The organism is Pseudomonas sp. BLCC-B112 (assembly GCF_028550695.1).
Taxonomy (GTDB): domain Bacteria; phylum Pseudomonadota; class Gammaproteobacteria; order Pseudomonadales; family Pseudomonadaceae; genus Aquipseudomonas; species Aquipseudomonas danubii.
Map to the genome: position 1 here is coordinate 18075 of NZ_JAQQGK010000017.1, position 21166 is coordinate 39240.

Here is a 21166-nt window from a genome sequence, read left to right on the forward strand (position 1 = left end):
TTTCCATGTTCTGAATAAAGAGATGGTTCGGTAAAAAAAAACGCCCGAGCGAATCTCGCCCGGGCGTTTTGGGGGCGGTGCAGCTGACTTAAGTGCGGATCACCGCCCTTGGGTAATGCATGGACTTAGATCTTGCCAACCAGGTCCAGGGACGGAGCCAGAGTGGCCTCGCCTTCTTTCCACTTGGCTGGGCAGACTTCGCCTGGGTGAGCGGCAACGTACTGAGCGGCCTTGATCTTGCGCAGCAACTCGGAAGCGTCACGGCCTACGCCGCCATCGTTGATTTCAACGATCTTGATCTGGCCTTCCGGGTTGATCACGAAGGTGCCGCGGTCAGCCAGACCGGCTTCTTCGATCAGCACGTCGAAGTTGCGGGAGATGGCCAGGGTCGGGTCGCCGATCATGGTGTACTGGATCTTGCCGATGGCTGGCGAAGTGTTGTGCCAGGCAGCGTGAGCAAAGTGGGTGTCGGTGGAAACGCTGTAGATCTCAACGCCCAGCTTCTGGAATTCGGCGTAGTTGTCGGCCAGGTCTTCCAGCTCGGTTGGGCAAACGAAGGTGAAGTCAGCCGGGTAGAAGAACACGACAGACCATTTGCCTTTCAGATCAGCGTCCGACACTTCGACGAATGCGCCGTTTTTGAATGCGGTAGCTTTGAACGGTTTAACTTGGCTGTTGATGATAGGCATCGTTGACTCTCCATCAGTGGTTGAAAACATTGGGTGAAAACTTGATGGGGAGAATCCTAACCAATGACTTGCCGCTTGGCTCATTGGCAAACCTGATGCTATCGATTGGCTTTGACTATCAGCCGACAGTATTAATAGAAGAAACCTTTGACTACCGACGGACCGGCTGCGGGTCAATCAGCGCCATGCCCATGAACGGGCTGGCCTCCACGTAGCGCATGGCGGACTTCAGGTCCTTCCAGCCCACATAGCTCATCAGGGACTTGAGGTCCCACCCGCTGCGATGGGCCCAGGTGGCAAAACCACGGCGCAACGAATGGCTGGTGTAATGCTCGGCATCAATGCCGGCGCGCTCCAGGGCCTGGCGCAGCAATGGAATCACGCTATTGGCGTGCAACCCCTGTTCGCTCAGGTGACCCCAGCGGTCGATGCTGCGAAACACCGGACCGCGCACCAGTGCGGCGCTGTTGATCCAGTCGACATAGGCCTGCACCGGGCATAAGCGCTGCAGCGCCGGCGTGTGAAAAGTACGCCCCAGGTTGTCGCGATCACCCTTGCTGCGCGGCAGATAGAGGCTGATGCCGGAACCGGCCACAGCCTGCACATGCTCGATCTGCAAGCGACACAGTTCGTCACTGCGAAAACCCCGCCAGAACCCCAGCAGGATCAGCGCCCGGTCGCGACGTGCTCGCAACAGGTCGGCCTGACGACCTTCGGCGGCAGCGGCTGCGCCCTCCTCGTCAAGCCAGCCAATCACCTGCTCCAGGTGTCGTAACTGCAAGGGCTCGGCTTGTTTCTCACGCACTGGATGCAATGCACGAATGCCCTTGAACACTTGGCGTACCACGGGCGCCTTGGTCGGATCGGCAAAGCCCTGGCTGTTGTGCCATTGAGCCAGGGCAGAAAGGCGCAACTTCAGGGTGTTGATCGACAACTCCCCGGCGTAGGCCGCGAGATAACGGGCCACGCTCTCCGCCGTCGTCGGCAGGAACCCGCCCCACTGCACCTCGAAATGCTCGATCGCTGCCCGATAACTGCGACGGGTGTTATCGCGGGTAGCGGCTTGCAGGTAACGATCCAGTTCACTCATGACAATTCAACCCCGGCAGATGTACGGCCATAAAAGACAAAGAAGCGCCGCATGCCCCGTGACACTGGGTAATACTACAATATCCCAGGTCATATTTTCTCTATCTAGTAGCTTCATCCATCTGTACAATTACCACTAATTACATACCATGTATCACAGTATCAAATCGTTGGAGGAGCCATGGCTCGCGGAGGCATAAACAAAGCGGTGGTGAAGAAAGCGCGTCAGGCGATTCTTGCCCGCGGCGAACACCCCAGCATCGATGCAGTACGCATAGAAATGGGCAATACCGGCTCGAAAACCACCATCCACCGCTACTTGAAGGAGCTGGATGACGGCACCAGCCGCCGAGATGCGGGCCCGATGCCACTGGATGAAGAGTTGAGCGAACTGGTGGGGCGACTGGCTCAACGCCTGCAGGAGCAGGCCCAGGAACCTCTGGAACAGGCCCTCGCCCACTCCGAACAACAGAAGCAGGCCTTCGAGCAGCAATTGGAGCAAGCGCGGCAGACCCAAGAGCAACTGCAACAGCAGCTACAGATCCAGGCCAGCGCCCTGGCCGGGGAAAGTGCCGCCCTGCAAGACACCCGCTCCATGCTGCAGAGCGAACAGACCCGCAACGCCGAACTCAATCAGGCCTTGAAGGATTGCCATCTGCGCCTGGAAGACAAGGAGCAACAGATCCGCTCCCTGGAAGAAAAGCACCTGCATGCCCGGGACGCCCTGGAGCACTATCGCGCCGCCAGCAAGGAACAACGCGAACAGGAACAGCGTCGCCACGAAGGCCAGATCCAACAGGTGCAAATGGAGCTGCGCCAGGCTCAGCAGAGCGCACTGGTACGCCAGGACGAAATCACCCAACTGCATCGTGACAATGAACGTCTGCTCAGCGAGCAGCGAGTCACCCACAAGGAGCTTAAGCTGGCCCAGGACGCCGCGAGCAAGAGCACCGTATCGCAGGCACTGCTCAGCGAGCAGCTGGCGCGTCAGGACAGCGCCGTCACCCTGCTCCAGGAACGCTTGCGCGTAGCCTCGGAGGAGATTCAGGCACTCAAGGAAAGAGCCGACAAACAGGCTCGATTAAGCAAGGAGATGGAGTTGCGCGCCGCCAAGGCCGAGGCCGGCCTTGAGGCGCTGCGCCTGGCTGCGGCAACCAAGGCGCAGCCAGACACGCCTGCAGACGCGTGATCAGTCCGCGACAGGGGTACGCAGGGTAACGAACTCTTCGGCAGCCGTCGGATGCACGCCGATGGTTTCGTCGAAGTCGCGCTTGGTGGCTCCCGCCTTCAGGGCAATCGCCAGGCCCTGGACGATTTCCCCGGCGTCAGGTCCAACCATGTGGCACCCCAGCACCTTGTCGCTCTCGGCATCCACCACCAGCTTCATCAGGGTGCGCTCCTGGCAGTCGGTCAGAGTCAGCTTCATCGGCCGGAAACGGCTTTCGAAGATCTGCACTTTGTGCCCCGCCTCGCGCGCCTGCTCTTCGGTCAAGCCAACAGTGCCGATATTCGGCAAGCTGAAGACCGCCGTCGGAATCATCCGATAATCCACCGGGCGATACTGTTCCGGCTTGAACAGACGCCGAGCCACAGCCATGCCTTCGGCCAGGGCCACAGGTGTCAGTTGCACGCGACCAATTACATCGCCAATGGCCAGGATCGACGGCTCGCTGCTCTGGTACTGGTCGTCGACCTCGATAAAGCCGCGCTTATCGAGTTTGACACCGGTATTCTCCAGCCCCAGGTTGTCGAGCATCGGCCGACGCCCAGTGGCGTAGAACACGCAATCTGTTGCTAGCTTGCGACCGTCCTTGAGGGTGACCTCCAGACTGCCATCGGCCTGCTTGTCGATGCGTTCGATATCCGCATTGAATTGCAGCCCCAGGCCGCGCTTGGTCAGTTCTTCCTGCAAGTGCTTGCGCACCGCGCCATCAAAGCCACGCAGGAACAGATCACCGCGATACAGCAACTGGGTATCGGCACCCAGGCCGTGGAAGATCCCGGCAAACTCCACCGCAATGTAACCACCGCCCACCACCAGGACACGCTTTGGCAAAGCTTTGAGGAAAAACGCCTCATTGGAACTGATGGCATGCTCGCGGCCGGGAATATCCGGAATCTGCGGCCAGCCGCCTGTGGCAATCAGGATGTGCCTGGCACTGTAGCGCTGCCCATTGACCTCCACCTGATGAGGATCGATCAACTTGGCATGGCCTTCGTGCAGGGTCACGCCACTGTTGACCAGCAGATTACGGTAGATGCCATTAAGGCGATTGATTTCGCGATCCTTATTGGCGATCAGGGTCGCCCAATCAAAGTTCGCCTCGCCCAGTGACCAGCCAAAACCCGAGGCCTGCTCGAAGTCTTCGGCGAAGTGAGCTCCGTACACCAGGAGTTTTTTGGGCACGCAGCCGACGTTGACACAGGTACCACCCAGATAGCGGCTCTCGGCCACCGCGACTTTAGCCCCGAAACCCGCAGCAAAGCGTGCGCAACGTACACCGCCGGAACCGGCACCAATTACATAAAGATCAAAATCGTAGGCCATTTCACTCTCCCAGGCAGACTGACAGCATAACCGCAGATGGCGATCGGGTCAGCGCCGTGGCTTTACATAAGGGCGGGCAATGAAAAAGCCACCCGAAGGTGGCTTTTTCCGACAACCCCGCGAGGCGAGTATCAGTACGCCTTGCCGGTCTTGTAGAAGTTCTCGAAGCAGAAGTTGGTCGCGTCGATGTAACCCTCGGCGCCACCGCAGTCAAAACGCGTGCCCTTGAACTTGTAGGCCATTACACAACCGTTCTGCGCCTGCTTCATCAGGGCGTCGGTGATCTGGATTTCACCCCCCTTGCCCGGCTCGGTCTGCTCGATCAGATCGAAGATGTCCGGCGTCAGGATGTAACGACCGATGATCGCCAGGTTCGACGGAGCGTCTTCCGGCTTTGGCTTCTCGACCATGCTGTGAACGCGATAGATGTCGTCGCGAATCATCTCGCCGGCGATCACGCCGTACTTGTTGGTTTCCTGCGGGTCGACTTCCTGGATGGCCACGATCGAGCAGCGGAACTGCTTGTACAGCTTGACCATCTGGGTCAGTACGCCGTCGCCTTCAAGGTTGACGCACAGGTCGTCCGCCAGTACCACGGCGAAGGGTTCATCACCGATCAGCGGGCGACCGGTCAGAATCGCGTGGCCCAGGCCTTTCATTTCGGTCTGGCGAGTGTAGGAGAACGAGCACTCATCCAGCAGTTTGCGGATACCAACCAGGTACTTTTCCTTATCGGTGCCCTTGATCTGGTTTTCCAACTCGTAACTGATGTCGAAGTGGTCTTCGAGGGCGCGTTTGCCACGGCCGGTCACGATGGAGATTTCAGTCAGTCCAGCATCCAGCGCTTCTTCAACGCCGTACTGGATCAGTGGCTTGTTCACCACCGGCAGCATTTCTTTAGGCATGGCTTTAGTCGCTGGCAGGAAGCGAGTACCGTAACCGGCTGCTGGGAACAAGCATTTCTTGATCATATGAGTCCTTAAAAAGGCTGTGCGTACGAGTTTCGGCGCAGTCTAATCAGGCCGCGTGCACCTTACAATGCCCCGCGCTGGCTAACCGCTGCCATCATAGAGAAATAAAGCGCCAGATAGTTCCGCAGCATCCTCCAGATAGCGCACGGCGTAAACCTTCATCACCTCACAGGGCTTGTAAACCGCCGCCTGGAGCCTTGATCAGCCAGATCGAGATGCTTCCCATGCGAGCCCGCAAAGGCACAGACAATTGCATTGTCCACGCGACACTGATGGCACCGTCGACGACGGCGAAATAACCCTTGGATTCCCGACACAAGAGCTGCCATATCCAGATGCGGCACTTTTCGGCAATGCCTGCGGACTAAGGTGATGCGCTGTACCGAAATGGCCATTAGCTATAGCATCGCCACATCGATACCCGCCTCTCAATACATCCCCATCCCAGACGACGAAATCCCCCCATGAACAGACTTCTCGCAGTCACCGCTGTACTGGCTCTGACCGGATGCGCCACGGCTTCCAACACCTATCTGACCAATGGCGAACAAGGCCTGAGCATCGACTGCTCCGGGGAAGCCGGCTCCTGGGCCAGCTGCTATGAAAAAGCCGAAGCGTCCTGCGCCGGCACGGGCTATCAGATCGTCAGCACCGAAGGCACACCCGCCCCCAAGGAAAGCGACAAGACCCTGGGAGTCGACGTTGGCAACTACAAAAGCCGCAGCGTGGTAGTCGTCTGCAAGTAGCGGGCAAACACCCCACTACATGTGAATCTCGGCAAACTTGATGCCCAGGCCGCGAATGGTTTCGATCAGATCGTCAAGACGGGAAAAGGATTCCACCTCGTCGCTCTCATCCACCAGAAAGTAGCTGCGTCCGGCACTCTTCTTGAAAAACACAATCCATTCCCCGGAGTTGGCCGGGTTCTGAATCACATGAGTGGCAGAGATCAAGCCCTCTGCATGCTTTTCCCTGACGTGTTCCCGCTTCATGCTTTCTCCCAAAAAGACGATGCCGCCAAGGCTTGAACCCGGGCGGCATCGTTGACGATAGGGGATAGTTTATCGGATGCCCTGGCCTATCAGCACGCCCTCTACTGTCTGACCGTACAAATTTACCCCGTCATTGGCGTGAAACTTGATTCGGGTCTTCTCGATGGAGCCCTCCACCAGACGCGGGTCCTGGGGCCGCTCGTGGCTGTTGACGAAGGCCGCCACATCCCAGGCCTGCTGGTCGCTCAGGCTGCCGCCCTTGCCCAAGGGCATGTTGTGCTTGATAAAGGATGCCGCCGTATTGATCCGATGCATCCCCGCGCCCCAGTTGTAGGAATCCTTGCCCCAGAGCGGCGGCATCACATAGTCCGCACCAGCCTTCTGGCCCTGACCTTGCTCACCATGGCAGACCGCGCATTGCGCCTGATACACCGCCGCGCCCTGCTTCAGGTCATAGCCCTTGGCAGGCTGGGCCACATCCGGATACCCCCTTCCAGGCAGCTCCACGCCCAGGGGCGCCTTGCTCGCCAGCCAGTACGCATAGACCGACAGCGCAGTAATCTCCGGACTGTCCGCCGCCGGCGGCTTGCCACCATTCATGCTGAACTGGAAGCAGCCCTGCAAGCGTTCGGCAAAGGTGTTCACCTTGTCGTTCTTCTTGCGGTAGGCGGGATACATCGGATAGGCGCCCCAAAGCGGCGCGGAGTTGGCCAGGCGGCCCTGGTCAAGGTGACAGTTGCTGCAGTTGAGCCCGTTGCCCACGTACTGCGGCGCCAGGCGCTTGGTGTCGACAAACAAGGCATGACCTTCGCGCACCAGCTTGCCGTAGGCATTGTCCGGTAACTCGCTCTCGGCCGGCGGCTGGAAGTACTGGGTATGAGCGGAAGCACTTGGCGCAGGTATCTGCGACTGATCCTCCATGGCAATGGAGGCGGCCTGAACTTGAACGGCAAGCAATGCCATCAACGGCCCGGCAATCAATAGTTTCATGGCCGCGCCTCCTGAGGTTGCAAGCTGGCAAAGTAGTCCGCCACTGCGGTGACTTCTTCGGCACTCAAGGACTTGGCGACATGCCCCATCAGGTCATTAGGGTCGTTGTGCCGACTGCCATCGCGCCAGGCATTGAGTTGCGCCACCAGGTAGCCGGCCGGTTGCCCGGCCAGGGGCGGAAAAGCCACACCGACACCGACACCGCCAGGCCCGTGACAACTGACGCATTCGGGAACCTGCCGCTCCCAGGCGCCCCGCAAGGCCAGGCGTTCACCGACACCGCTGGCGGCCTGGCTACGGCCGATCGCTTGGGTTTTCGGCCCGGGCATGGCCGCGAGGGTACCGGTCACCGCGGTGATTTCGTCTTCGCTCAACGCCTTGGCCAGAGGCTGCATGACCGGACTGCTGCGTGCACCGCTGCGAAAGTCATGCAACTGCTTGGCCAGATAGCCCGCCGGCAAGCCGGCAAGACGCGGGAACCCGGCGGGGGCCAGGCCCATCGCGTCCGCTCCATGACAGGCCAGACAAGCTGTTGCCCCTGGCTGGGTGCCGCCTTGGGTGAAGACTTTCTGCCCATCCACGGCGTGGGCAGATTGTGCAATCAGTAGCATCAGGCCACTCAATAGCATTCGATCCAGTGGGATCATATGGACTCCATTATTCTAGTTATATGCTTAGACCCAGCGGGCATAAGCACACAAATAGTAGGGCAATCGATCCATAGCGACAATGCGAAATTGGTGCGGGTATCTGATGCTGCTCACGAGAGCCGTTTCGGGCCCTGGCGCGGCCCTGGGCTTGGGGTCAGCCGGAGATGCAGGCCTCCCCCGCCTTGCGCACATCCTGTGGCCGCAGGGGGTTGTTGGACATTTGCTCGTGCAGCTTGATGCTGCTGCCGCCGGAACGCTCATCGATGTAGAACACCGCCGCCGGAGCCGCCGACAGGCTCTGCGGGACGATCACCCGGTAACCTTCCTTGCGCGGCTCAACCTGCAGTGCGCCACGGCTGCCGGAAAGCTTCCCGGACAGGCAATTGGCGTACTCCTGGGGCTTCTTGCCAGAGATGACACTCAGGGTCGGCGGCGTCTGGTTGATATCCGAGACGGAGGCACAACCGCTGATGGCCATGGCCAGAACCCACACCCAGCGCTTCATATAAAATCTCCAATAAAAATCCATCCGACAGCACAGGCGCTGCTTTTCTCCAGAGGCACGGCTTTATCGCCGATAAAAATCCAAATAACTGTTTTAAATTGTCAAAGCCCGAGGCCGGGGCCGAATAATAACCCTTTGGGCCTGATAAACTGCGCCATCGCCCACGCCAACGTTTTGTTTTTGTAGATATAGCCCTTCTGGAGGCGCCCATGAAATTCATCCACCAGCGCGAGCACCTGAACGAAGACGATATCGTCGTCATCGAATGCTCCCAGGTCTGCAACATTCGCCTGATGAGCGACGCCAACTTCCGCAGCTTCAAGAATGGCGGTCGTCACACCTATCACGGCGGAGCCTTCGACAAGTTCCCCGCCAAGATCACCGCCCCCAGCACCGGCTTCTGGAACATCACCATCGACACCGTCAACCGGCGCCCCATCAGCGTGACCCGCAAGCCGAACCTGACTCACTCGATCCGCATCATTCGTCGCTCCAGCTCGAAACTGCGCTAAGCCCCAACCTCCTCGCGACAACAGGTAACCCCGTGCCTCAGACCACCAAATACGTCATCAAATACAAGCTCAATGGTGAGCGCCGCTTCGAATTTGCCCAGCTTGAAAACGGTACCCAGGAAGAGGCCCGGGCCGCCCTGGAAGCCCTGCATGGCCAGTCCGACGACGTCATCAGCGACGTCAGTGTCAGCAAGGCCTTGTAGACCGTCTTTGCCCAAGACCGATTCAAGCGCAAGCAGCGGAGTGTGCATGGGGTGCCTGAGCCCCAGACTGGAGGAAATCTCTTGCACCCAGGACACTCCCGCCATGCCTGTTTCCTCGCTCCAGGATCGCCTGCAACAACTGGACTGGGCCCGTATTGAGCAGGCCCTCGACGAGGACGGCTGCGCCCGCCTCGAAGGCCTGCTGACTGCCGGCCAATGCCAGTCCCTCAGGGACCTGTACAAACACCCTGCGCTGTTTCGCTCGAAAGTGATAATGGCCCGCCATGGATTCGGCCGTGGCCAGTACCAGTACTTCCGTTACCCCTTGCCGGAGCCGGTTGCCGAGTTGCGCCAGCAGCTGTATCCGTATCTGGTGGACCAGGCCAATCGTTGGAACCAGAGCCTGAATATCGACATCCGCTACCCGGCAGAACATTCGGCATTCATCCAGCGTTGCCAGAGCGCGGGACAGCAGCGCCCCACTGCGCTGTTGCTGCAGTACGGCCCCGAGGACTACAACTGCCTGCATCAGGATCTGTATGGCGAGCACGTATTTCCCTTGCAAGCGGCCTTCCTCCTGTCCCAGCCTGGAACGGAGTTCACCGGCGGCGAACTGGTACTCACCGAGCAGCGTCCGCGTATGCAGTCACGGCCACAGGTCATTGGTCTGAAGCAAGGTGATGGGGTGATATTCGCCGTGCATCATCGGCCGGTAAAAGGTTCCCGCGGGTACTATCGAGTCACCCTGCGCCATGGTGTCAGTCGCGTGCACAGCGGCCAGCGCCACACCCTTGGAGTGATTTTTCACGATGCCTTGTAGCCATGAGCCGCCCGGCAGCCTCGGGCTTTTCGATGAAAGCGATCTGCAACAGCCAGCACGCATCGAGGTGCTTGGCCCCCAGTCACGCGTCCTGCGCGGCTTCGCCCTGCCGTGGATCGAAGGGCTACTGCCACAACTTGAGGAAGTGCTGGCCGCGGCGCCGTTTCGCCACATGATCACACCCGGCGGCTTTACCATGTCCGTCGGCTTGAGCAGTTGCGGTCAGTTGGGCTGGACCAGCGACAGCAACGGCTATCGCTACAGCCCCATTGATCCGCAAAGCCTGCGTCCCTGGCCGGCAATGCCCGAGGTGTTCCACCAATTGGCACAGACGGCAGCCGAAACCGCCGGTTTCAAAGGCTTCAACCCCGACTCGTGCCTGATCAACTGCTACCGGCCCGGCGCGAAGATGTCCCTGCACCAGGACAAGAACGAACGCGACTTCAGCGCCCCCATCGTCTCCTTGTCCCTGGGTCTGCCGGCAATGTTCCTTTTCGGCGGCCAGCAGCGCAAAGACAAAAGCCAGCGGGTGCCATTGCTGCACGGCGATGTGGTGGTCTGGGGCGGCGTCGATCGCCTGCGCTATCACGGGGTGCTGCCCCTCAAGGACGGCAGCCATCCCCTGCTCGGCCAGCAACGGATCAACCTGACCTTTCGCCGTGCCGGTTCCGAGGCAGAGTTCAACCGCAAGCCCCGGAGTGCCGATCAGGCACCGGGCCGTTAATCTGGCCGCCACTCCGCGCCGAGCACCGACCATGAATGCCCTGACACGCAAACAACAGATTGAACAGGACCCACGCTGGCAAGCCGTGCTCAAACGCGACGCCCGCGCCGATGCGACGTTCGTCTATGCCGTCCGGACCACCGGGGTGTACTGCCGCCCCAGCAGCCTGTCGCGCCTGCCAAAGGCGGAAAACGTCGAGTTCTTCGACAGCGCCCAAGAGGCCGAGGCGGCGGGTTATCGTCCGAGCAAGCGTCAGGCCAGCGACCAGACCCAGGTGGCCGCGCACCATGCGGCTCTGGTGGCCGCGGCTTGTCGGCAGATCGAGGCCGCCGAGTCGGCCCCCAGCCTGGAGCAACTGGCGCAGCATGCGGGCGTCAGCAGCTACCACTTTCACCGGGTATTCAAGGCCGCCACCGGACTTACACCGCGGGGCTACGCCAATGCGCAACGCTCGCGCAAAGTCCGCAGCCACCTGCAAAGCGGGCACACGGTGACCACCGCCCTGTACGACGCCGGCTTCAACTCCAACAGCCGTTTCTATGAAGCTGCAGATCAGTTGCTGGGCATGAAACCCAGTGACTACCGCGCCGGCGGGCCCAACACCGATATCCGCTTCGCCGTGGGCCAGTGCTCCCTGGGCGCGATCCTGGTGGCCCAGAGTCACCGGGGCGTCTGCGCCATCCTCCTCGGGGACGACCCCACCCCGTTGGTGGAGGAACTGCAGGACAAGTTTCCCCGCGCCAACCTGATCGGTGCCGACGCAGATTTCGAACGCCTGGTCGCCCAGGTCGTGGGCTTTGTCGAGGCCCCGGCCATCGGCCTGGACCTGCCCCTGGACCTGCGCGGCACCGCCTTCCAGGAACGAGTGTGGCAGGCCCTGCAAAGCATTCCCGTCGGCAGCACCGCCAGCTACGCCGAGATCGCCCAGCGCATCGGTGCCCCCAAGGCCATGCGCGCAGTGGCCCAGGCCTGCGCGGCCAACACCCTGGCGGTGGCGATCCCCTGCCACCGGGTGGTGCGTAGCGACGGCAATCTTTCCGGCTACCGCTGGGGCGTGGAGCGCAAGCGTCAGTTGCTGGAACGCGAAACGCTGTCCGAGGCCTGAATCCCGATGTAGATCGCCAGCGAATCGGCGCTGGTATAGACCTCAAAGTCCGTGGCAAATGCCCGATCTTGAGCGCCCCAGGGAAAAGTCAGCTGGCCGAGGACGCCCCTCTCCTGCTAAAAACCACCGGCTGCCTCGTCCAATCCTGCCGCCGGAGAATCATGCACATGAGCCAATGGACCGATAGTCGCCTCCTCGATCTGCTGGGCATCGACCTGCCCATCATTCAAGCCCCCATGGCGGGCGCCAACGACTCAGCCATGGTGATTGCCGTGGCCCGGGCCGGCGGTCTGGGCTCGTTGCCATGCGCCATGCTCACCCCGGAACAGATCCGCCAGGAAGTGCAGGTCATTCGCTCGGCCACTCGGCAGCCGCTGAACCTGAACTTCTTCTGCCATCAGGTACAGGCCGTGGACAGCGAACAGGAGAGCCGCTGGAAGAACGCCCTGCAACCCTACTACCGCGAACTGGGCGCCGACTTCGATGCACCGACGCCGGTCAGCAATCGGGCGCCCTTCGACGAAGCGGGTTGCCAGTTGGTGGAAGAGCTGCGGCCCGAGGTGGTGAGTTTTCACTTCGGATTGCCGGAGCCGGCGCTGCTGGCCCGGGTCAAGGCCACCGGGGCCAGGGTGCTCTCTTCGGCCAGCACCGTGGACGAAGCCCTATGGCTCGAAGCGCGTGGCTGCGACGCGGTGATTGCCATGGGCTACGAAGCCGGTGGCCACCGGGCAATCTTCCTCAGCGACGACCTCAACACCCAGGTGGGCACCATGGCCTTGGTGCCGCAGATCGTCGATGCACTGAAGGTACCGGTAATCGCCGCCGGTGGCATCGGCGACGCCCGGGGCATTGTCGCGGCCCTGGCTCTGGGCGCCTCGGCGGTCCAGCTGGGCACTGCCTACCTGTTCACTCCAGAAGCCAACATCAGCGCCGCCCATCACCGGGCCCTGCGTACCGCCAAGGAAAGCCAGACCGCACTGACCAACCTGTTCACCGGCCGCCCCGCTAGAGGCATCGTCAACCGGGTGATGCGCGAAATCGGCCCCATCAGTTCCCTGGCGCCAGCGTTTCCCCGCGCTGGCGGAGCCTTGCTGCCGCTGAAGGCCAAGGACGATGCCGACTTCGCCAATCTCTGGTCCGGCCAGGCCCTGCGCCTGGGCGTGGAGCTGCCGGCCTACGAGCTGACCCTGCGTCTGGCCGAACAGGCCCTGGCGCAACTCAAGCGGCGCTGACCGGCCGGCGCCGCGACCACGGTCGCGGTGCTGGTTGCCGCACCGGTTAATGTGCCGGTTGCAGCCCTTTGCCAGCGAGGCCTGCGGCACAGTTCCGCTGATCGAGAATTCGCTATATATTTCGCTATACAGCGACACTCGCTGCCCCGGGTGCAGATTCCCTCCGAGCATTCGCTGCCCAACGCGCCCTTCTCTCCAATGGAGCTGTTCGATGAACCTTCGTGCTTCAGGTTTTGCCCCGACTTGCCTCGCTAGCCTGCTCGCCCTCTTCGCCTTCGGCTCGGCCCAGGCCGCTGAAGTCCAGGTGGCGGTCGCTGCCAACTTCACCGCACCGATCCAGGCCATCGCCGCCGACTTCGAAAAAGACACGGGCCACAAGCTGGTGGCCGCCTACGGTGCCACCGGGCAGTTCTACGCCCAGATCAAGAACGGCGCGCCTTTCGAGGTCTTCCTCTCTGCCGACGACAGCACCCCGCAGAAACTCGAAAGCGAGGGCGACATCGTCAAGGGCTCGCGCTTCACCTACGCCATCGGCACCCTGGCCCTGTGGTCGGCCAAGGACGGCTACGTCGATAGCCAAGGCCAGGTACTCAAGGACAATCAGTACCAGCACCTGTCCATTGCCAACCCCAAGGCGGCACCTTACGGCCTGGCCGCGACCCAGGTGCTGGCCAAGCTGGGCCTGACCGACAAGGTCAAGGCCAAGATCGTCGAGGGCCAGAACATCACCCAGGCCTATCAGTTCGTCTCCACCGGCAACGCCGAACTGGGTTTTGTCGCCTTGTCGCAGATCTATAAAAACGGCAAAGTCACCAGCGGCTCAGCCTGGATAGTCCCGGCCCAGATGCATGATCCAATCAAGCAGGATGCGGTGATCCTCAACAAGGGCAAGGACAACCCGGCCGCCAAGGCGCTGGTTGACTACCTCAAGGGGCCCAAAGCCGCCGCCGTCATCAAATCCTACGGTTATCAACTGTAAATGAGCCTTTCGAGTGCCGATTTTTCCGCCATCTGGCTGACCCTTAAACTGGCGTCCCTGACGACCCTCATCCTGCTGGTCATCGGTACTCCGATTGCGTTGTGGCTGTCGCGCACCCGCTCCTGGTTGCGCGGGCCGATCGGCGCCGTGGTGGCACTGCCCCTGGTATTGCCACCTACGGTGATAGGTTTCTATCTGCTGCTGGCCCTCGGGCCCAACGGCTTCTTCGGCCAGTTCACCCAGTCCCTGGGGCTGGGCACCCTGACCTTCAGTTTCAGCGGCCTGGTGCTGGGCTCGGTGATCTATTCCATGCCCTTTGTGGTGCAACCGCTGCAAAACGCCTTTTCTGCCATTGGCAGCCGCCCTCTGGAAGTGGCCGCCACCCTGCGCGCCAATCCCTGGGACACTTTTTTCTCGGTGATCGTGCCCCTGGCGCGGCCGGGCTTCATCACCGCCTCGATTCTCGGCTTTGCCCACACCGTCGGCGAGTTCGGCGTGGTGCTGATGATCGGCGGCAACATCCCTGACAAGACCCGGGTGGTCTCGGTGCAGATCTACGATCACGTCGAGGCCATGGAATACGCCCAGGCCCACTGGCTGGCCGGAGCCATGCTGGTGTTCTCGTTCCTGGTGCTGCTGGCGCTGTACTCCAGCCGCAAGACACGTGCTGGCTGGAGCTGAGTCGATGAGCATTCACGTCAAGCTGAACCTGGACTACCACGACTTTGCCCTGGACCTCGACCTGCAACTGCCGGGGCGCGGCGTCACCGCGCTCTATGGCCATTCGGGCTCGGGCAAGACCACTTGCCTGCGCTGCATTGCCGGCCTGGAAAAGGCCGGACGCGGGCGGATCCAGGTCAACGATGAAATCTGGCAGGACAGCCAGCGCAAGCTGTTCGTCCCGCCCCACAAGCGCTCCTTGGGTTATGTATTCCAGGAGGCCAGCCTGTTTCCCCACCTGTCGGTCCAGGCCAACCTGGAGTTCGGCCTGCGCCGCATCCCCCGGCAGCAGCGCCGGGTGGACATGGCCCAGGCCACCGAGTTGCTGGGCATCGGCCACCTGCTCCAGCGCCACCCGCAGAACCTCTCGGGCGGCGAACGCCAGCGCATCGGCATCGCTCGAGCCCTGCTCACCAGCCCACGGCTGCTGCTGATGGACGAACCCCTGGCGGCCCTGGACTCGAAACGCAAAGGTGAAATCCTGCCCTATCTGGAACGGCTGCACGACGAGCTGGATATCCCGGTGCTGTACGTCAGCCACTCCCAGGATGAAGTGGCGCGGCTGGCCGACCATATCGTCCTGCTCAGCGACGGCCGCGCCCTGGCCAGCGGTCCCATCGGGCAAACCCTGGCACGACTGGATCTGCCCCTGGCTCTGGGGGATGACGCCGGGGTCGTAGTGGAAGGCCGGGTCAGCGACTATGACGCGACCTACCAACTGCTGACCTTGCAACTGCCCGACAGTCAATTACAGGTGCGCGTGGCCCACCAGCCTCTGGCGCTGGGCAAGTCCCTGCGTTTCAAGGTCCAGGCCCGGGACGTCAGCCTGAGCCTGCAGGCCAGCGAACACAGCAGCATTCTCAATCGCCTGCCGGTGACCGTCAGCGACGAGATTCCCGCAGATAACGCCGCCCACGTCCTGGTACGCCTGGACGCGGCCGGCACCCCGCTGCTGGCCCGCATCACCCGCTACTCCCGGGATCAACTCGACCTGCACCCCGGCCAACAACTCTGGGCGCAGATCAAGGCGGTGGCAGTACTGGCGTGACACCGGGCAAGCCAGCCCTCTGGCATGCGCGCCGAACCGGCAGCGATCGCCTGAACTTCACGTTGAAACGCGCCTGGGTATAAAAAAGAGGTCATGACACTAGAACGAGTTCGATTACTTCATCGTAGTTGCCCGGGAATCTCGATCCATCGAGCAACTACGACAAATGACAGCACTGTTTTAGAGGGAAATAGTTCAGGTAGTAAATTCAACCACTCCGCCGTTCAAGTGATACATGGCACCGACTATTTTTATTTTCCCTTCTTTTTCCAACTGGCTCAGTATGGAACTTTCCTGGCGAATTTCATTGATGGTGTTCTGCACGTTGGTCTTGGCCACTGCATCCACAAACTCATCGTTCTTACTGCTGCGTTCTCCAGCGTACTTAGTTGCACCGATGGCCGGTTTGATCTTGTTCAGCAGCCCGGTCAGGTTACCCAATTCGACATTGTCGATAGCACCTTTGATGGCGCCACATGCGGTATGCCCCATCACCAGAATAACTTTGGCCCCGGCGGCCGCACAGGCGAACTCCAGACTGCCGATCAGGTCACTGTTGGCGACATTCCCGGCGATACGGGCATTGAAGGTATCGCCAATCCCGGCATCCAGAATGATCTCCGCCGGCGCCCGTGAATCAATGCAACTGAGGATCACCGCCGCCGGAAACTGCCCACTCGCACTGGCTCTTTTCTGTGCCAGATAGTCGTGTTGATCCATTTTTCCGTTGCGAAAGCGCAGGTTGCCCTCCTTCATACCGGCAATGACTTGATCCGGCGTCATGTTATCGCGCTCTTCCTTGCTCAAGGACGCGGCATAGGAAAAACTTGATATACCCAGCCCCGCCCCTGCGACAATACTGACAGCAGTCAAACCCAGCGCTGTTTTCAACACCGTACGTCTACTACTGGATGAGCATTCTTCACAATTATTAGTAACGTTGTTTTGCATGTCAGTTACCTCGAACAATAAATTCCGGAGATCCACCATCTGAATTAAAGTTCGCACTTCAAACTTAGTCAACCCAACAAAACCCGAACAACCCAAAGATCAAAAAACTGCAATCAAAACAATAACAACAAAGAATAAAAAAACTTTCACATTGATAATTCCCAGTCTCACTCCAGGGCTGAGGAGCCTTCTGCGGGACCTGGAGCAAACGGCGCAATCCATATGAAAGTTCCCGTCGGCGAATCAGCGGGCTTGTCAGCCAGATAATTCCGCGGTTAGGCTACGCACCTTCTTTCCCGTCCCTGGACGATTGCCGACGTGAACAACTAAGCCTTCCCAAAATGTCTTCGCAATGAGCCCTGCAAGTGCTCATTGGCCTGCTAACACATTTTCCGGAGGTGCTGATGACTCACGTCACCCGGCTGCCTGCGCTGGTCTCACTGAACCAGCTGACCTATCAATTCGCCAATGGCGAAACCTTGCTCGATGCCCTGACCCTCAGCTTCGATCGCCTGCCCACGGCCATAGTCGGGCGTAATGGCATGGGTAAATCCCTGTTGCTGCGCCTGATCGCCGGAGAACTGCAGCCCTCTTCCGGCAGCCTCAATTGCGCCGCCAGCCTCGCCTATGTCCCCCAGGACCCGCTGCCTGCTCCGCAGCAGACGGTGGCCCAGGTCGCAGGCGTCGCTGAAACCCTGCGGGCCCTGCAGCGCCTGGCAGCCGGTAACGCCGACCCGGAGGACCTGCTGCGGGTGGATGACCGCTGGGACCTGGCCGAGCGCCTGCGCCAGGCTCTGGATGAGGCCGGCTTGCAACACCTGGAACCGGATCATCCGGCAGCGAGCCTGAGCGGCGGGCAACTGGCCCGAGTGGTGCTGGTCGGTGCTCTGCTCAGCGACGCCGAGCTGCTGTTGCTCGACGAGCCCAGCAACCACCTGGACCGTGCCGGACGCCGCTGGCTGATGGAGCAACTGCGCCACTGGCGCGGCGGCTTGATCCTGGTCAGCCATGACCGCCAGCTGCTGATGCAGGTACAACGCATCGTTGAGCTCAGTCCCCAGGGAGCCCAGGTCTACGGCGGCAACTACGCGCTGTACCAGGCTCAGCGTCAGGCCCATGACGATGCCGCCCAGGCGGCACTGGAACACGCCCGCACCCAGCGCAGCCGTGAACACAAGCGTCTGCAACGCGAGCACGACACCATCCAGCGCCACGCCGCTACATCGCGTAAATACGCCAAGACCGCCAACATCTCCAGCTTCGAGCGAGCCAAGATACTGGGCGCCGCCCGGGACATCATGGGTCAGGTGCGTCACAGCCATCAGGGGCACAAGAGCGCCCTTGATGAGCAAGTACGCAGTGCCTATGCCCGGGTTGCCGCGCAACAACCGACCCTGCTGACCCTGCCCGATACCACCCTGCAGGCAGGCCAGCCAGTGCTCAACCTGCAGCAGGCGCAATTGCCCTGGCTGGACCGCCGGTCGCCGGCGTCCTGTCTCACCTGCAACGTCAGCGGACCGGCGCGCATTGCCCTGGTCGGCCCCAACGGTTGTGGTAAATCCACATTGCTGAAGATGCTCGCCGGTCAATTGCAACCCCTGAGCGGCGACTGCCGGGTGACGGTGAACAGCGCCTACCTGGACCAGCACCTGCTGCAACTGGCCCCCGGCACCTCATTGCTGGAGCAACTGGCCAAGGCCGCTACACCACTGGAGGAAAGTGCCTTGCGCACCTGCCTGGCACGCCTGCAACTGGATGCTCGGCGGGTGCAGCAACCCTGCGCCCTGTTGAGCGGCGGAGAGCGACTGAAAGCGGCGTTGGCGCTGGCATTGTGGGGGGGCAGCCCGGCGCGCTTGCTGCTGCTCGACGAGCCAACCAATCACCTGGACCTGGAATCGGTACAGGCCTTTGAACAAGCCCTGCGGGACTACCCCGGGGCACTGGTAGTGGCGTCCCACGATCAGGACTTCCTCCAGGCCCTGGCACCGACCCATGAGCTGCAATGGTCCCCACGGGGCTGGGAGTTACTGGAGCGTCGCCAATAACACAGTGCCTTACCGCAAAAAACCGCGGACAGGCGCGTGCCCATGCTAGGTTCACGTCCTCTTATCCATAGACAAGGAGCGTCACGCCATGCAGTTCGGCTACACCATCATCTATGTGCCCAAGGTCGAAGATTCCCTGGCCTTCTTTGAGCAGGCCTTCGGCTTCAAGCGGCGGTTTCTCCATGAGTCCGGCACCTATGGCGAACTGGAAACCGGTAGCACCACCCTGGCCTTCGCCGATCACGACCTGGCAGAACTGAACTTCAAGGCCAGCCACGTCGCCGCCCATTCCTCGCCGCACCCCCTGGGCATGGAACTGGGACTGGTGACCGACGACGTCCATGCGGCCCATGCCCGAGCCCTGGAACAGGGCGCCCAGGAACTTGCGGCCCCCAGCAGCAAACCCTGGGGGCAGACGGTGTCCTACGTGCGTTGTCCGGATGGCACCCTGGTGGAACTCTGCACCCCAGTGGGTGCTTGAGTACAAGGAGTGCGGGAGGAAGTCGGGCAGAACGTTACTTGAGCTTGACGGCGGTCCCGGTGGCAAACACCACCACCATGCCGCCACGCCCTGAAGGCATGCTGATCTCGAAATCCACGCCGACCACTGCGTCGGCGTTGAACTGACGGGCCCGCTCCTTGATTTCACTGGTGGCCTGGATCCGCGCCTCCTTCAAGGCGCGCTCCAAGGTCTGAGAGCGACCACCAAAGAAGTCGCGCATGCCGGCAAAGAGATCGCGGACCACGTTGATACCCTGGACGGATTCAGCACTGACGATGTCCAGATACGCGGCAATTTCCCGACCTTCGATATGGGCGGTGGTGGTGACAATCATGTATTTCTCCCTTGAACAGACATTCCGTCCCGAGTTCCCGGGACATTAAGGCTGGCGATGGTATCAGAGCGACGGAGAGGGTCGGTCATGGGCAACAATGGCGTCGCCACACACAACAGCCCCGCTCTGGAGCGGGGCTTGGGATCAGGGCTTCAAGGGACGTTCTTCGTCCAGTTCCGACAGGCTCTTGCCATCGTCCGGGTGTTTCCAGGTTTGCGGTGGCGGCTCCTTGTGTTCGACCTGGTACTGCGCCGCCTCGTCACTGCGCTCCTGCTCATAAGGGCGTTGCTGTTGTGTTGCCATGCCCACCTCTCTTCCTGAAGGGATTTTTAACTCGCCATTTCAGGTTAGAACAGATCCGGCAACGGCTCGTTTTTGCCGACAAAACACACCCTGAGCAAGATGAAACTTCTTTCACCCAGACGCTAACTCCGTCTGTGTATAGTTGCTTCGCTCATTCAAGCAACTACAGTTCGCCCGCGCGCTCGCGCGGGCTTTTTTTGCCTCAAGCCCCTCTGCGAGGGAGCTGTTACTGCGGATCGATCTCCTGGCAGTCCTTGAGCAGTTGCTGCTCCTTGGCGGTGTGATCTGCCTCCAGGAACGACAACACGCCCAGCTTGCCCTTGGTGTGCCAGCGAAAGCTGTTCTGTTCGTCGTCTGCCACATACAGCGCGCCGGAAGCCGAGCGAGCAATGTGCATAGGAATCAATTGGTCCTTGTAGTAGAGCGTGGCAAACGAGGTGCCATTGTCGATATTCAGATAGGCCGCATCGATGCGGACATTACCCTCGCACTGATAGCGCGCCACTTGGCTCTGATAGGTCGGCTCAGGGGCGGGCGCCTGCGCCTGGGCAGCCTCGGTCAAAATCGGCAGGGCCGAAGCCAGAGCTGCGGCGCAGAGCGTTGCGAGACGAGTTTTCACGGTATTTCCCCCGATTGGTCAAAGATGCCCCATGGGACTGGTGACAGCGATTTTAGTTCATGCCCGAGAGGCTTCACCCTGCGCTGCGAACCGTTCCAGGACAGCGGCCATGATGCGCACCCGGTGCAGTAACTGGCCTAGCTCGATCCCATCGCGGGTACGAGCCTCAACATAGCCACAGGCTCTCCAGAAGCCCTCGGCCCGCACGTTCGCGAACACCACGCTCAGGCGCAGCCAGCGCGCGCCCTGCTCGGCCGCCCAATCTTCAAGCTCGCGATGCAACTGCCGGGCAATGCCCCGGCCCCGCAGCGAACTGGCCACCATGAACAGACCCATGTGCCAGACCCCGGGCGCCAGCAGATCGCTGACGATACTGACCATGGCCACCAGGGCACCTGTCCCGTCGAAGTAACCGATCTTCCACTTGCGAGTGAAGGACCAGCCCTCTGGCAAGCGGTCATCGATTTCATCGCGGGCTTCGTCCGGCTGCGGTGCACAGCCGTGAACAATGTGGAAGTAGTCCGGATTCTCAACGAAGAACGCCTGCAACCGCTCGACATCCACCAAGGTGATCTCCCTGACTAACAGTCCAGTGGATGAATGAGGCAATGGTCCTTGTTGCATGGGGTAACGCT

26 protein-coding genes are annotated in these 21166 nt (G+C 60.9%); 13 read left to right on the forward strand and 13 right to left on the reverse strand.

Annotated features, from left to right (window positions below; translation table 11 throughout):
• Positions 1 to 125: 125 nt before the first annotated feature.
• The gene (gene ahpC, locus PQT43_RS29710; RefSeq protein WP_011061677.1) at positions 126 to 689 is read right to left on the reverse strand and encodes an alkyl hydroperoxide reductase subunit C; all 564 of its coding nucleotides are present in this window, start codon (positions 687 to 689) and stop codon (positions 126 to 128) included.
• 151 nt (positions 690 to 840) lie between these two features.
• Positions 841 to 1779, reverse strand: coding sequence for a site-specific integrase (locus PQT43_RS29715; RefSeq protein WP_102882611.1), 939 nt, complete (start codon positions 1777 to 1779; stop codon positions 841 to 843).
• Between the two features lie 180 nt (positions 1780 to 1959).
• On the opposite strand from PQT43_RS29715, the gene PQT43_RS29720 reads away from it, so the two are divergent.
• Entirely contained in the window at positions 1960 to 2967 is a 1008-nt protein-coding gene (locus tag PQT43_RS29720) for a DNA-binding protein (protein WP_170003980.1), read from the forward strand.
• On the opposite strand, the gene gorA is transcribed toward PQT43_RS29720, so the two are convergent.
• Together gorA and galU are read right to left on the reverse strand one after the other, a co-directional pair.
• A complete protein-coding gene (gene gorA, locus PQT43_RS29725) occupies positions 2968 to 4326 on the reverse strand; it encodes a glutathione-disulfide reductase (RefSeq protein ID WP_253085286.1) in 1359 nt (452 codons plus the stop codon). It lies immediately after the preceding gene.
• 131 nt (positions 4327 to 4457) lie between these two features.
• Complete coding sequence (gene galU / locus PQT43_RS29730; protein WP_007935647.1) at positions 4458 to 5297, reverse strand: UTP--glucose-1-phosphate uridylyltransferase GalU; 840 nt, start codon at positions 5295 to 5297, stop codon at positions 4458 to 4460.
• Between the two features lie 464 nt (positions 5298 to 5761).
• On the opposite strand from galU, the gene PQT43_RS29735 reads away from it, so the two are divergent.
• Positions 5762 to 6043, forward strand: coding sequence for a hypothetical protein (locus PQT43_RS29735; protein WP_102882608.1), 282 nt, complete (start codon positions 5762 to 5764; stop codon positions 6041 to 6043).
• Positions 6044 to 6058: 15 nt separating this feature from the next.
• On the opposite strand, the gene PQT43_RS29740 is transcribed toward PQT43_RS29735, so the two are convergent.
• The 4 genes from PQT43_RS29740 to PQT43_RS29755 all read right to left on the reverse strand — a co-directional run bounded on the left by PQT43_RS29740 (position 6059) and on the right by PQT43_RS29755 (position 8434).
• The gene (locus tag PQT43_RS29740; protein WP_102863256.1) at positions 6059 to 6289 is read right to left on the reverse strand and encodes a hypothetical protein; all 231 of its coding nucleotides are present in this window, start codon (positions 6287 to 6289) and stop codon (positions 6059 to 6061) included.
• A gap of 69 nt (positions 6290 to 6358) precedes the next feature.
• Positions 6359 to 7210, reverse strand: a complete 852-nt coding sequence (locus tag PQT43_RS29745; RefSeq protein ID WP_372342540.1) for a c-type cytochrome — start codon at positions 7208 to 7210, stop codon at positions 6359 to 6361.
• Between the two features lie 65 nt (positions 7211 to 7275).
• Complete coding sequence (locus tag PQT43_RS29750; protein ID WP_102882606.1) at positions 7276 to 7926, reverse strand: c-type cytochrome; 651 nt, start codon at positions 7924 to 7926, stop codon at positions 7276 to 7278.
• A gap of 157 nt (positions 7927 to 8083) precedes the next feature.
• Positions 8084 to 8434 carry a hypothetical protein gene (locus PQT43_RS29755; protein ID WP_102863253.1) on the reverse strand — a complete coding sequence of 117 codons (351 nt, stop codon included), beginning with the start codon at positions 8432 to 8434 and terminating at the stop codon, positions 8084 to 8086.
• A 209-nt stretch (positions 8435 to 8643) separates the two neighbouring features.
• On the opposite strand from PQT43_RS29755, the gene PQT43_RS29760 reads away from it, so the two are divergent.
• From PQT43_RS29760 to modC, 9 genes are all read left to right on the forward strand, one after another.
• A complete protein-coding gene (locus tag PQT43_RS29760) occupies positions 8644 to 8946 on the forward strand; it encodes a DUF1883 domain-containing protein (RefSeq protein ID WP_011061687.1) in 303 nt (100 codons plus the stop codon).
• 32 nt (positions 8947 to 8978) lie between these two features.
• The gene (locus PQT43_RS29765; RefSeq protein WP_162884057.1) at positions 8979 to 9149 is read left to right on the forward strand and encodes a hypothetical protein; all 171 of its coding nucleotides are present in this window, start codon (positions 8979 to 8981) and stop codon (positions 9147 to 9149) included.
• 103 nt (positions 9150 to 9252) lie between these two features.
• Positions 9253 to 9969 carry a 2OG-Fe(II) oxygenase gene (locus tag PQT43_RS29770; RefSeq protein WP_102882604.1) on the forward strand — a complete coding sequence of 239 codons (717 nt, stop codon included), beginning with the start codon at positions 9253 to 9255 and terminating at the stop codon, positions 9967 to 9969.
• On the forward strand, positions 9959 to 10693 hold the full coding sequence (gene alkB, locus PQT43_RS29775) for a DNA oxidative demethylase AlkB (protein WP_267268356.1): 735 nt from the start codon (positions 9959 to 9961) through the stop codon (positions 10691 to 10693). Before PQT43_RS29770 ends, alkB begins: the two co-directional genes overlap by 11 nt.
• Before the next feature lie 31 nt (positions 10694 to 10724).
• Positions 10725 to 11798, forward strand: a complete 1074-nt coding sequence (gene ada / locus PQT43_RS29780) for a bifunctional DNA-binding transcriptional regulator/O6-methylguanine-DNA methyltransferase Ada (RefSeq protein ID WP_110596600.1) — start codon at positions 10725 to 10727, stop codon at positions 11796 to 11798.
• Between the two features lie 167 nt (positions 11799 to 11965).
• Positions 11966 to 13030, forward strand: coding sequence for an NAD(P)H-dependent flavin oxidoreductase (locus PQT43_RS29785; RefSeq protein ID WP_267268357.1), 1065 nt, complete (start codon positions 11966 to 11968; stop codon positions 13028 to 13030).
• Positions 13031 to 13241: 211 nt separating this feature from the next.
• Positions 13242 to 14009, forward strand: a complete 768-nt coding sequence (modA, locus tag PQT43_RS29790; protein WP_110652653.1) for a molybdate ABC transporter substrate-binding protein — start codon at positions 13242 to 13244, stop codon at positions 14007 to 14009.
• Positions 14010 to 14690, forward strand: a complete 681-nt coding sequence (modB, locus tag PQT43_RS29795) for a molybdate ABC transporter permease subunit (RefSeq protein WP_213665316.1) — start codon at positions 14010 to 14012, stop codon at positions 14688 to 14690. It abuts the gene before it with no gap.
• A gap of 4 nt (positions 14691 to 14694) precedes the next feature.
• Complete coding sequence (gene modC, locus PQT43_RS29800; protein WP_267268358.1) at positions 14695 to 15777, forward strand: molybdenum ABC transporter ATP-binding protein; 1083 nt, start codon at positions 14695 to 14697, stop codon at positions 15775 to 15777.
• Positions 15778 to 15972: 195 nt separating this feature from the next.
• On the opposite strand, the gene PQT43_RS29805 is transcribed toward modC, so the two are convergent.
• Entirely contained in the window at positions 15973 to 16728 is a 756-nt protein-coding gene (locus PQT43_RS29805) for a carbonic anhydrase (protein WP_267268359.1), read from the reverse strand.
• A 404-nt stretch (positions 16729 to 17132) separates the two neighbouring features.
• On the opposite strand from PQT43_RS29805, the gene PQT43_RS29810 reads away from it, so the two are divergent.
• Positions 17133 to 18773, forward strand: coding sequence for an ABC-F family ATP-binding cassette domain-containing protein (locus tag PQT43_RS29810; protein WP_267268360.1), 1641 nt, complete (start codon positions 17133 to 17135; stop codon positions 18771 to 18773).
• 88 nt (positions 18774 to 18861) lie between these two features.
• Positions 18862 to 19254, forward strand: coding sequence for a VOC family protein (locus PQT43_RS29815; RefSeq protein ID WP_110596598.1), 393 nt, complete (start codon positions 18862 to 18864; stop codon positions 19252 to 19254).
• Between the two features lie 34 nt (positions 19255 to 19288).
• On the opposite strand, the gene PQT43_RS29820 is transcribed toward PQT43_RS29815, so the two are convergent.
• The 4 genes from PQT43_RS29820 to PQT43_RS29835 form a co-directional block, all read right to left on the reverse strand.
• On the reverse strand, positions 19289 to 19609 hold the full coding sequence (locus PQT43_RS29820) for a YbjQ family protein (protein WP_102863244.1): 321 nt from the start codon (positions 19607 to 19609) through the stop codon (positions 19289 to 19291).
• 144 nt (positions 19610 to 19753) lie between these two features.
• The gene (locus PQT43_RS29825; protein WP_162884058.1) at positions 19754 to 19912 is read right to left on the reverse strand and encodes a hypothetical protein; all 159 of its coding nucleotides are present in this window, start codon (positions 19910 to 19912) and stop codon (positions 19754 to 19756) included.
• Between the two features lie 226 nt (positions 19913 to 20138).
• Positions 20139 to 20531, reverse strand: coding sequence for an MliC family protein (locus tag PQT43_RS29830; protein WP_102882596.1), 393 nt, complete (start codon positions 20529 to 20531; stop codon positions 20139 to 20141).
• Positions 20532 to 20588: 57 nt separating this feature from the next.
• Positions 20589 to 21155, reverse strand: coding sequence for a GNAT family N-acetyltransferase (locus tag PQT43_RS29835; protein ID WP_267268361.1), 567 nt, complete (start codon positions 21153 to 21155; stop codon positions 20589 to 20591).
• Positions 21156 to 21166: the final 11 nt, after the last annotated feature.

Excerpts from the sequence above, each read along its gene's own strand:
- ada (WP_110596600.1), top strand. The coding sequence starts at position 10,725 with ATGAATGCCCTGACACGCAAACAACAGATTGAACAGGACCCACGCTGG.
- galU (WP_007935647.1), bottom strand. The coding sequence starts at position 5,297 with ATGATCAAGAAATGCTTGTTCCCAGCAGCCGGTTACGGTACTCGCTTC.
- modA (WP_110652653.1), top strand. The coding sequence starts at position 13,242 with ATGAACCTTCGTGCTTCAGGTTTTGCCCCGACTTGCCTCGCTAGCCTG.
- PQT43_RS29820 (WP_102863244.1), bottom strand. The coding sequence starts at position 19,609 with ATGATTGTCACCACCACCGCCCATATCGAAGGTCGGGAAATTGCCGCG.
- PQT43_RS29770 (WP_102882604.1), top strand. The coding sequence starts at position 9,253 with ATGCCTGTTTCCTCGCTCCAGGATCGCCTGCAACAACTGGACTGGGCC.
- PQT43_RS29755 (WP_102863253.1), bottom strand. The coding sequence starts at position 8,434 with ATGAAGCGCTGGGTGTGGGTTCTGGCCATGGCCATCAGCGGTTGTGCC.
- gorA (WP_253085286.1), bottom strand. The coding sequence starts at position 4,326 with ATGGCCTACGATTTTGATCTTTATGTAATTGGTGCCGGTTCCGGCGGT.
- modB (WP_213665316.1), top strand. The coding sequence starts at position 14,010 with ATGAGCCTTTCGAGTGCCGATTTTTCCGCCATCTGGCTGACCCTTAAA.
- modC (WP_267268358.1), top strand. The coding sequence starts at position 14,695 with ATGAGCATTCACGTCAAGCTGAACCTGGACTACCACGACTTTGCCCTG.
- PQT43_RS29815 (WP_110596598.1), top strand. The coding sequence starts at position 18,862 with ATGCAGTTCGGCTACACCATCATCTATGTGCCCAAGGTCGAAGATTCC.
- PQT43_RS29745 (WP_372342540.1), bottom strand. The coding sequence starts at position 7,210 with ATGGAGGATCAGTCGCAGATACCTGCGCCAAGTGCTTCCGCTCATACC.
- ahpC (WP_011061677.1), bottom strand. The coding sequence starts at position 689 with ATGCCTATCATCAACAGCCAAGTTAAACCGTTCAAAGCTACCGCATTC.
- PQT43_RS29835 (WP_267268361.1), bottom strand. The coding sequence starts at position 21,155 with ATGCAACAAGGACCATTGCCTCATTCATCCACTGGACTGTTAGTCAGG.
- PQT43_RS29740 (WP_102863256.1), bottom strand. The coding sequence starts at position 6,289 with ATGAAGCGGGAACACGTCAGGGAAAAGCATGCAGAGGGCTTGATCTCT.
- alkB (WP_267268356.1), top strand. The coding sequence starts at position 9,959 with ATGCCTTGTAGCCATGAGCCGCCCGGCAGCCTCGGGCTTTTCGATGAA.
- PQT43_RS29715 (WP_102882611.1), bottom strand. The coding sequence starts at position 1,779 with ATGAGTGAACTGGATCGTTACCTGCAAGCCGCTACCCGCGATAACACC.
- PQT43_RS29810 (WP_267268360.1), top strand. The coding sequence starts at position 17,133 with ATGACTCACGTCACCCGGCTGCCTGCGCTGGTCTCACTGAACCAGCTG.
- PQT43_RS29805 (WP_267268359.1), bottom strand. The coding sequence starts at position 16,728 with ATGCAAAACAACGTTACTAATAATTGTGAAGAATGCTCATCCAGTAGT.
- PQT43_RS29825 (WP_162884058.1), bottom strand. The coding sequence starts at position 19,912 with ATGGCAACACAACAGCAACGCCCTTATGAGCAGGAGCGCAGTGACGAG.
- PQT43_RS29720 (WP_170003980.1), top strand. The coding sequence starts at position 1,960 with ATGGCTCGCGGAGGCATAAACAAAGCGGTGGTGAAGAAAGCGCGTCAG.
- PQT43_RS29750 (WP_102882606.1), bottom strand. The coding sequence starts at position 7,926 with ATGATCCCACTGGATCGAATGCTATTGAGTGGCCTGATGCTACTGATT.
- PQT43_RS29735 (WP_102882608.1), top strand. The coding sequence starts at position 5,762 with ATGAACAGACTTCTCGCAGTCACCGCTGTACTGGCTCTGACCGGATGC.
- PQT43_RS29760 (WP_011061687.1), top strand. The coding sequence starts at position 8,644 with ATGAAATTCATCCACCAGCGCGAGCACCTGAACGAAGACGATATCGTC.
- PQT43_RS29785 (WP_267268357.1), top strand. The coding sequence starts at position 11,966 with ATGAGCCAATGGACCGATAGTCGCCTCCTCGATCTGCTGGGCATCGAC.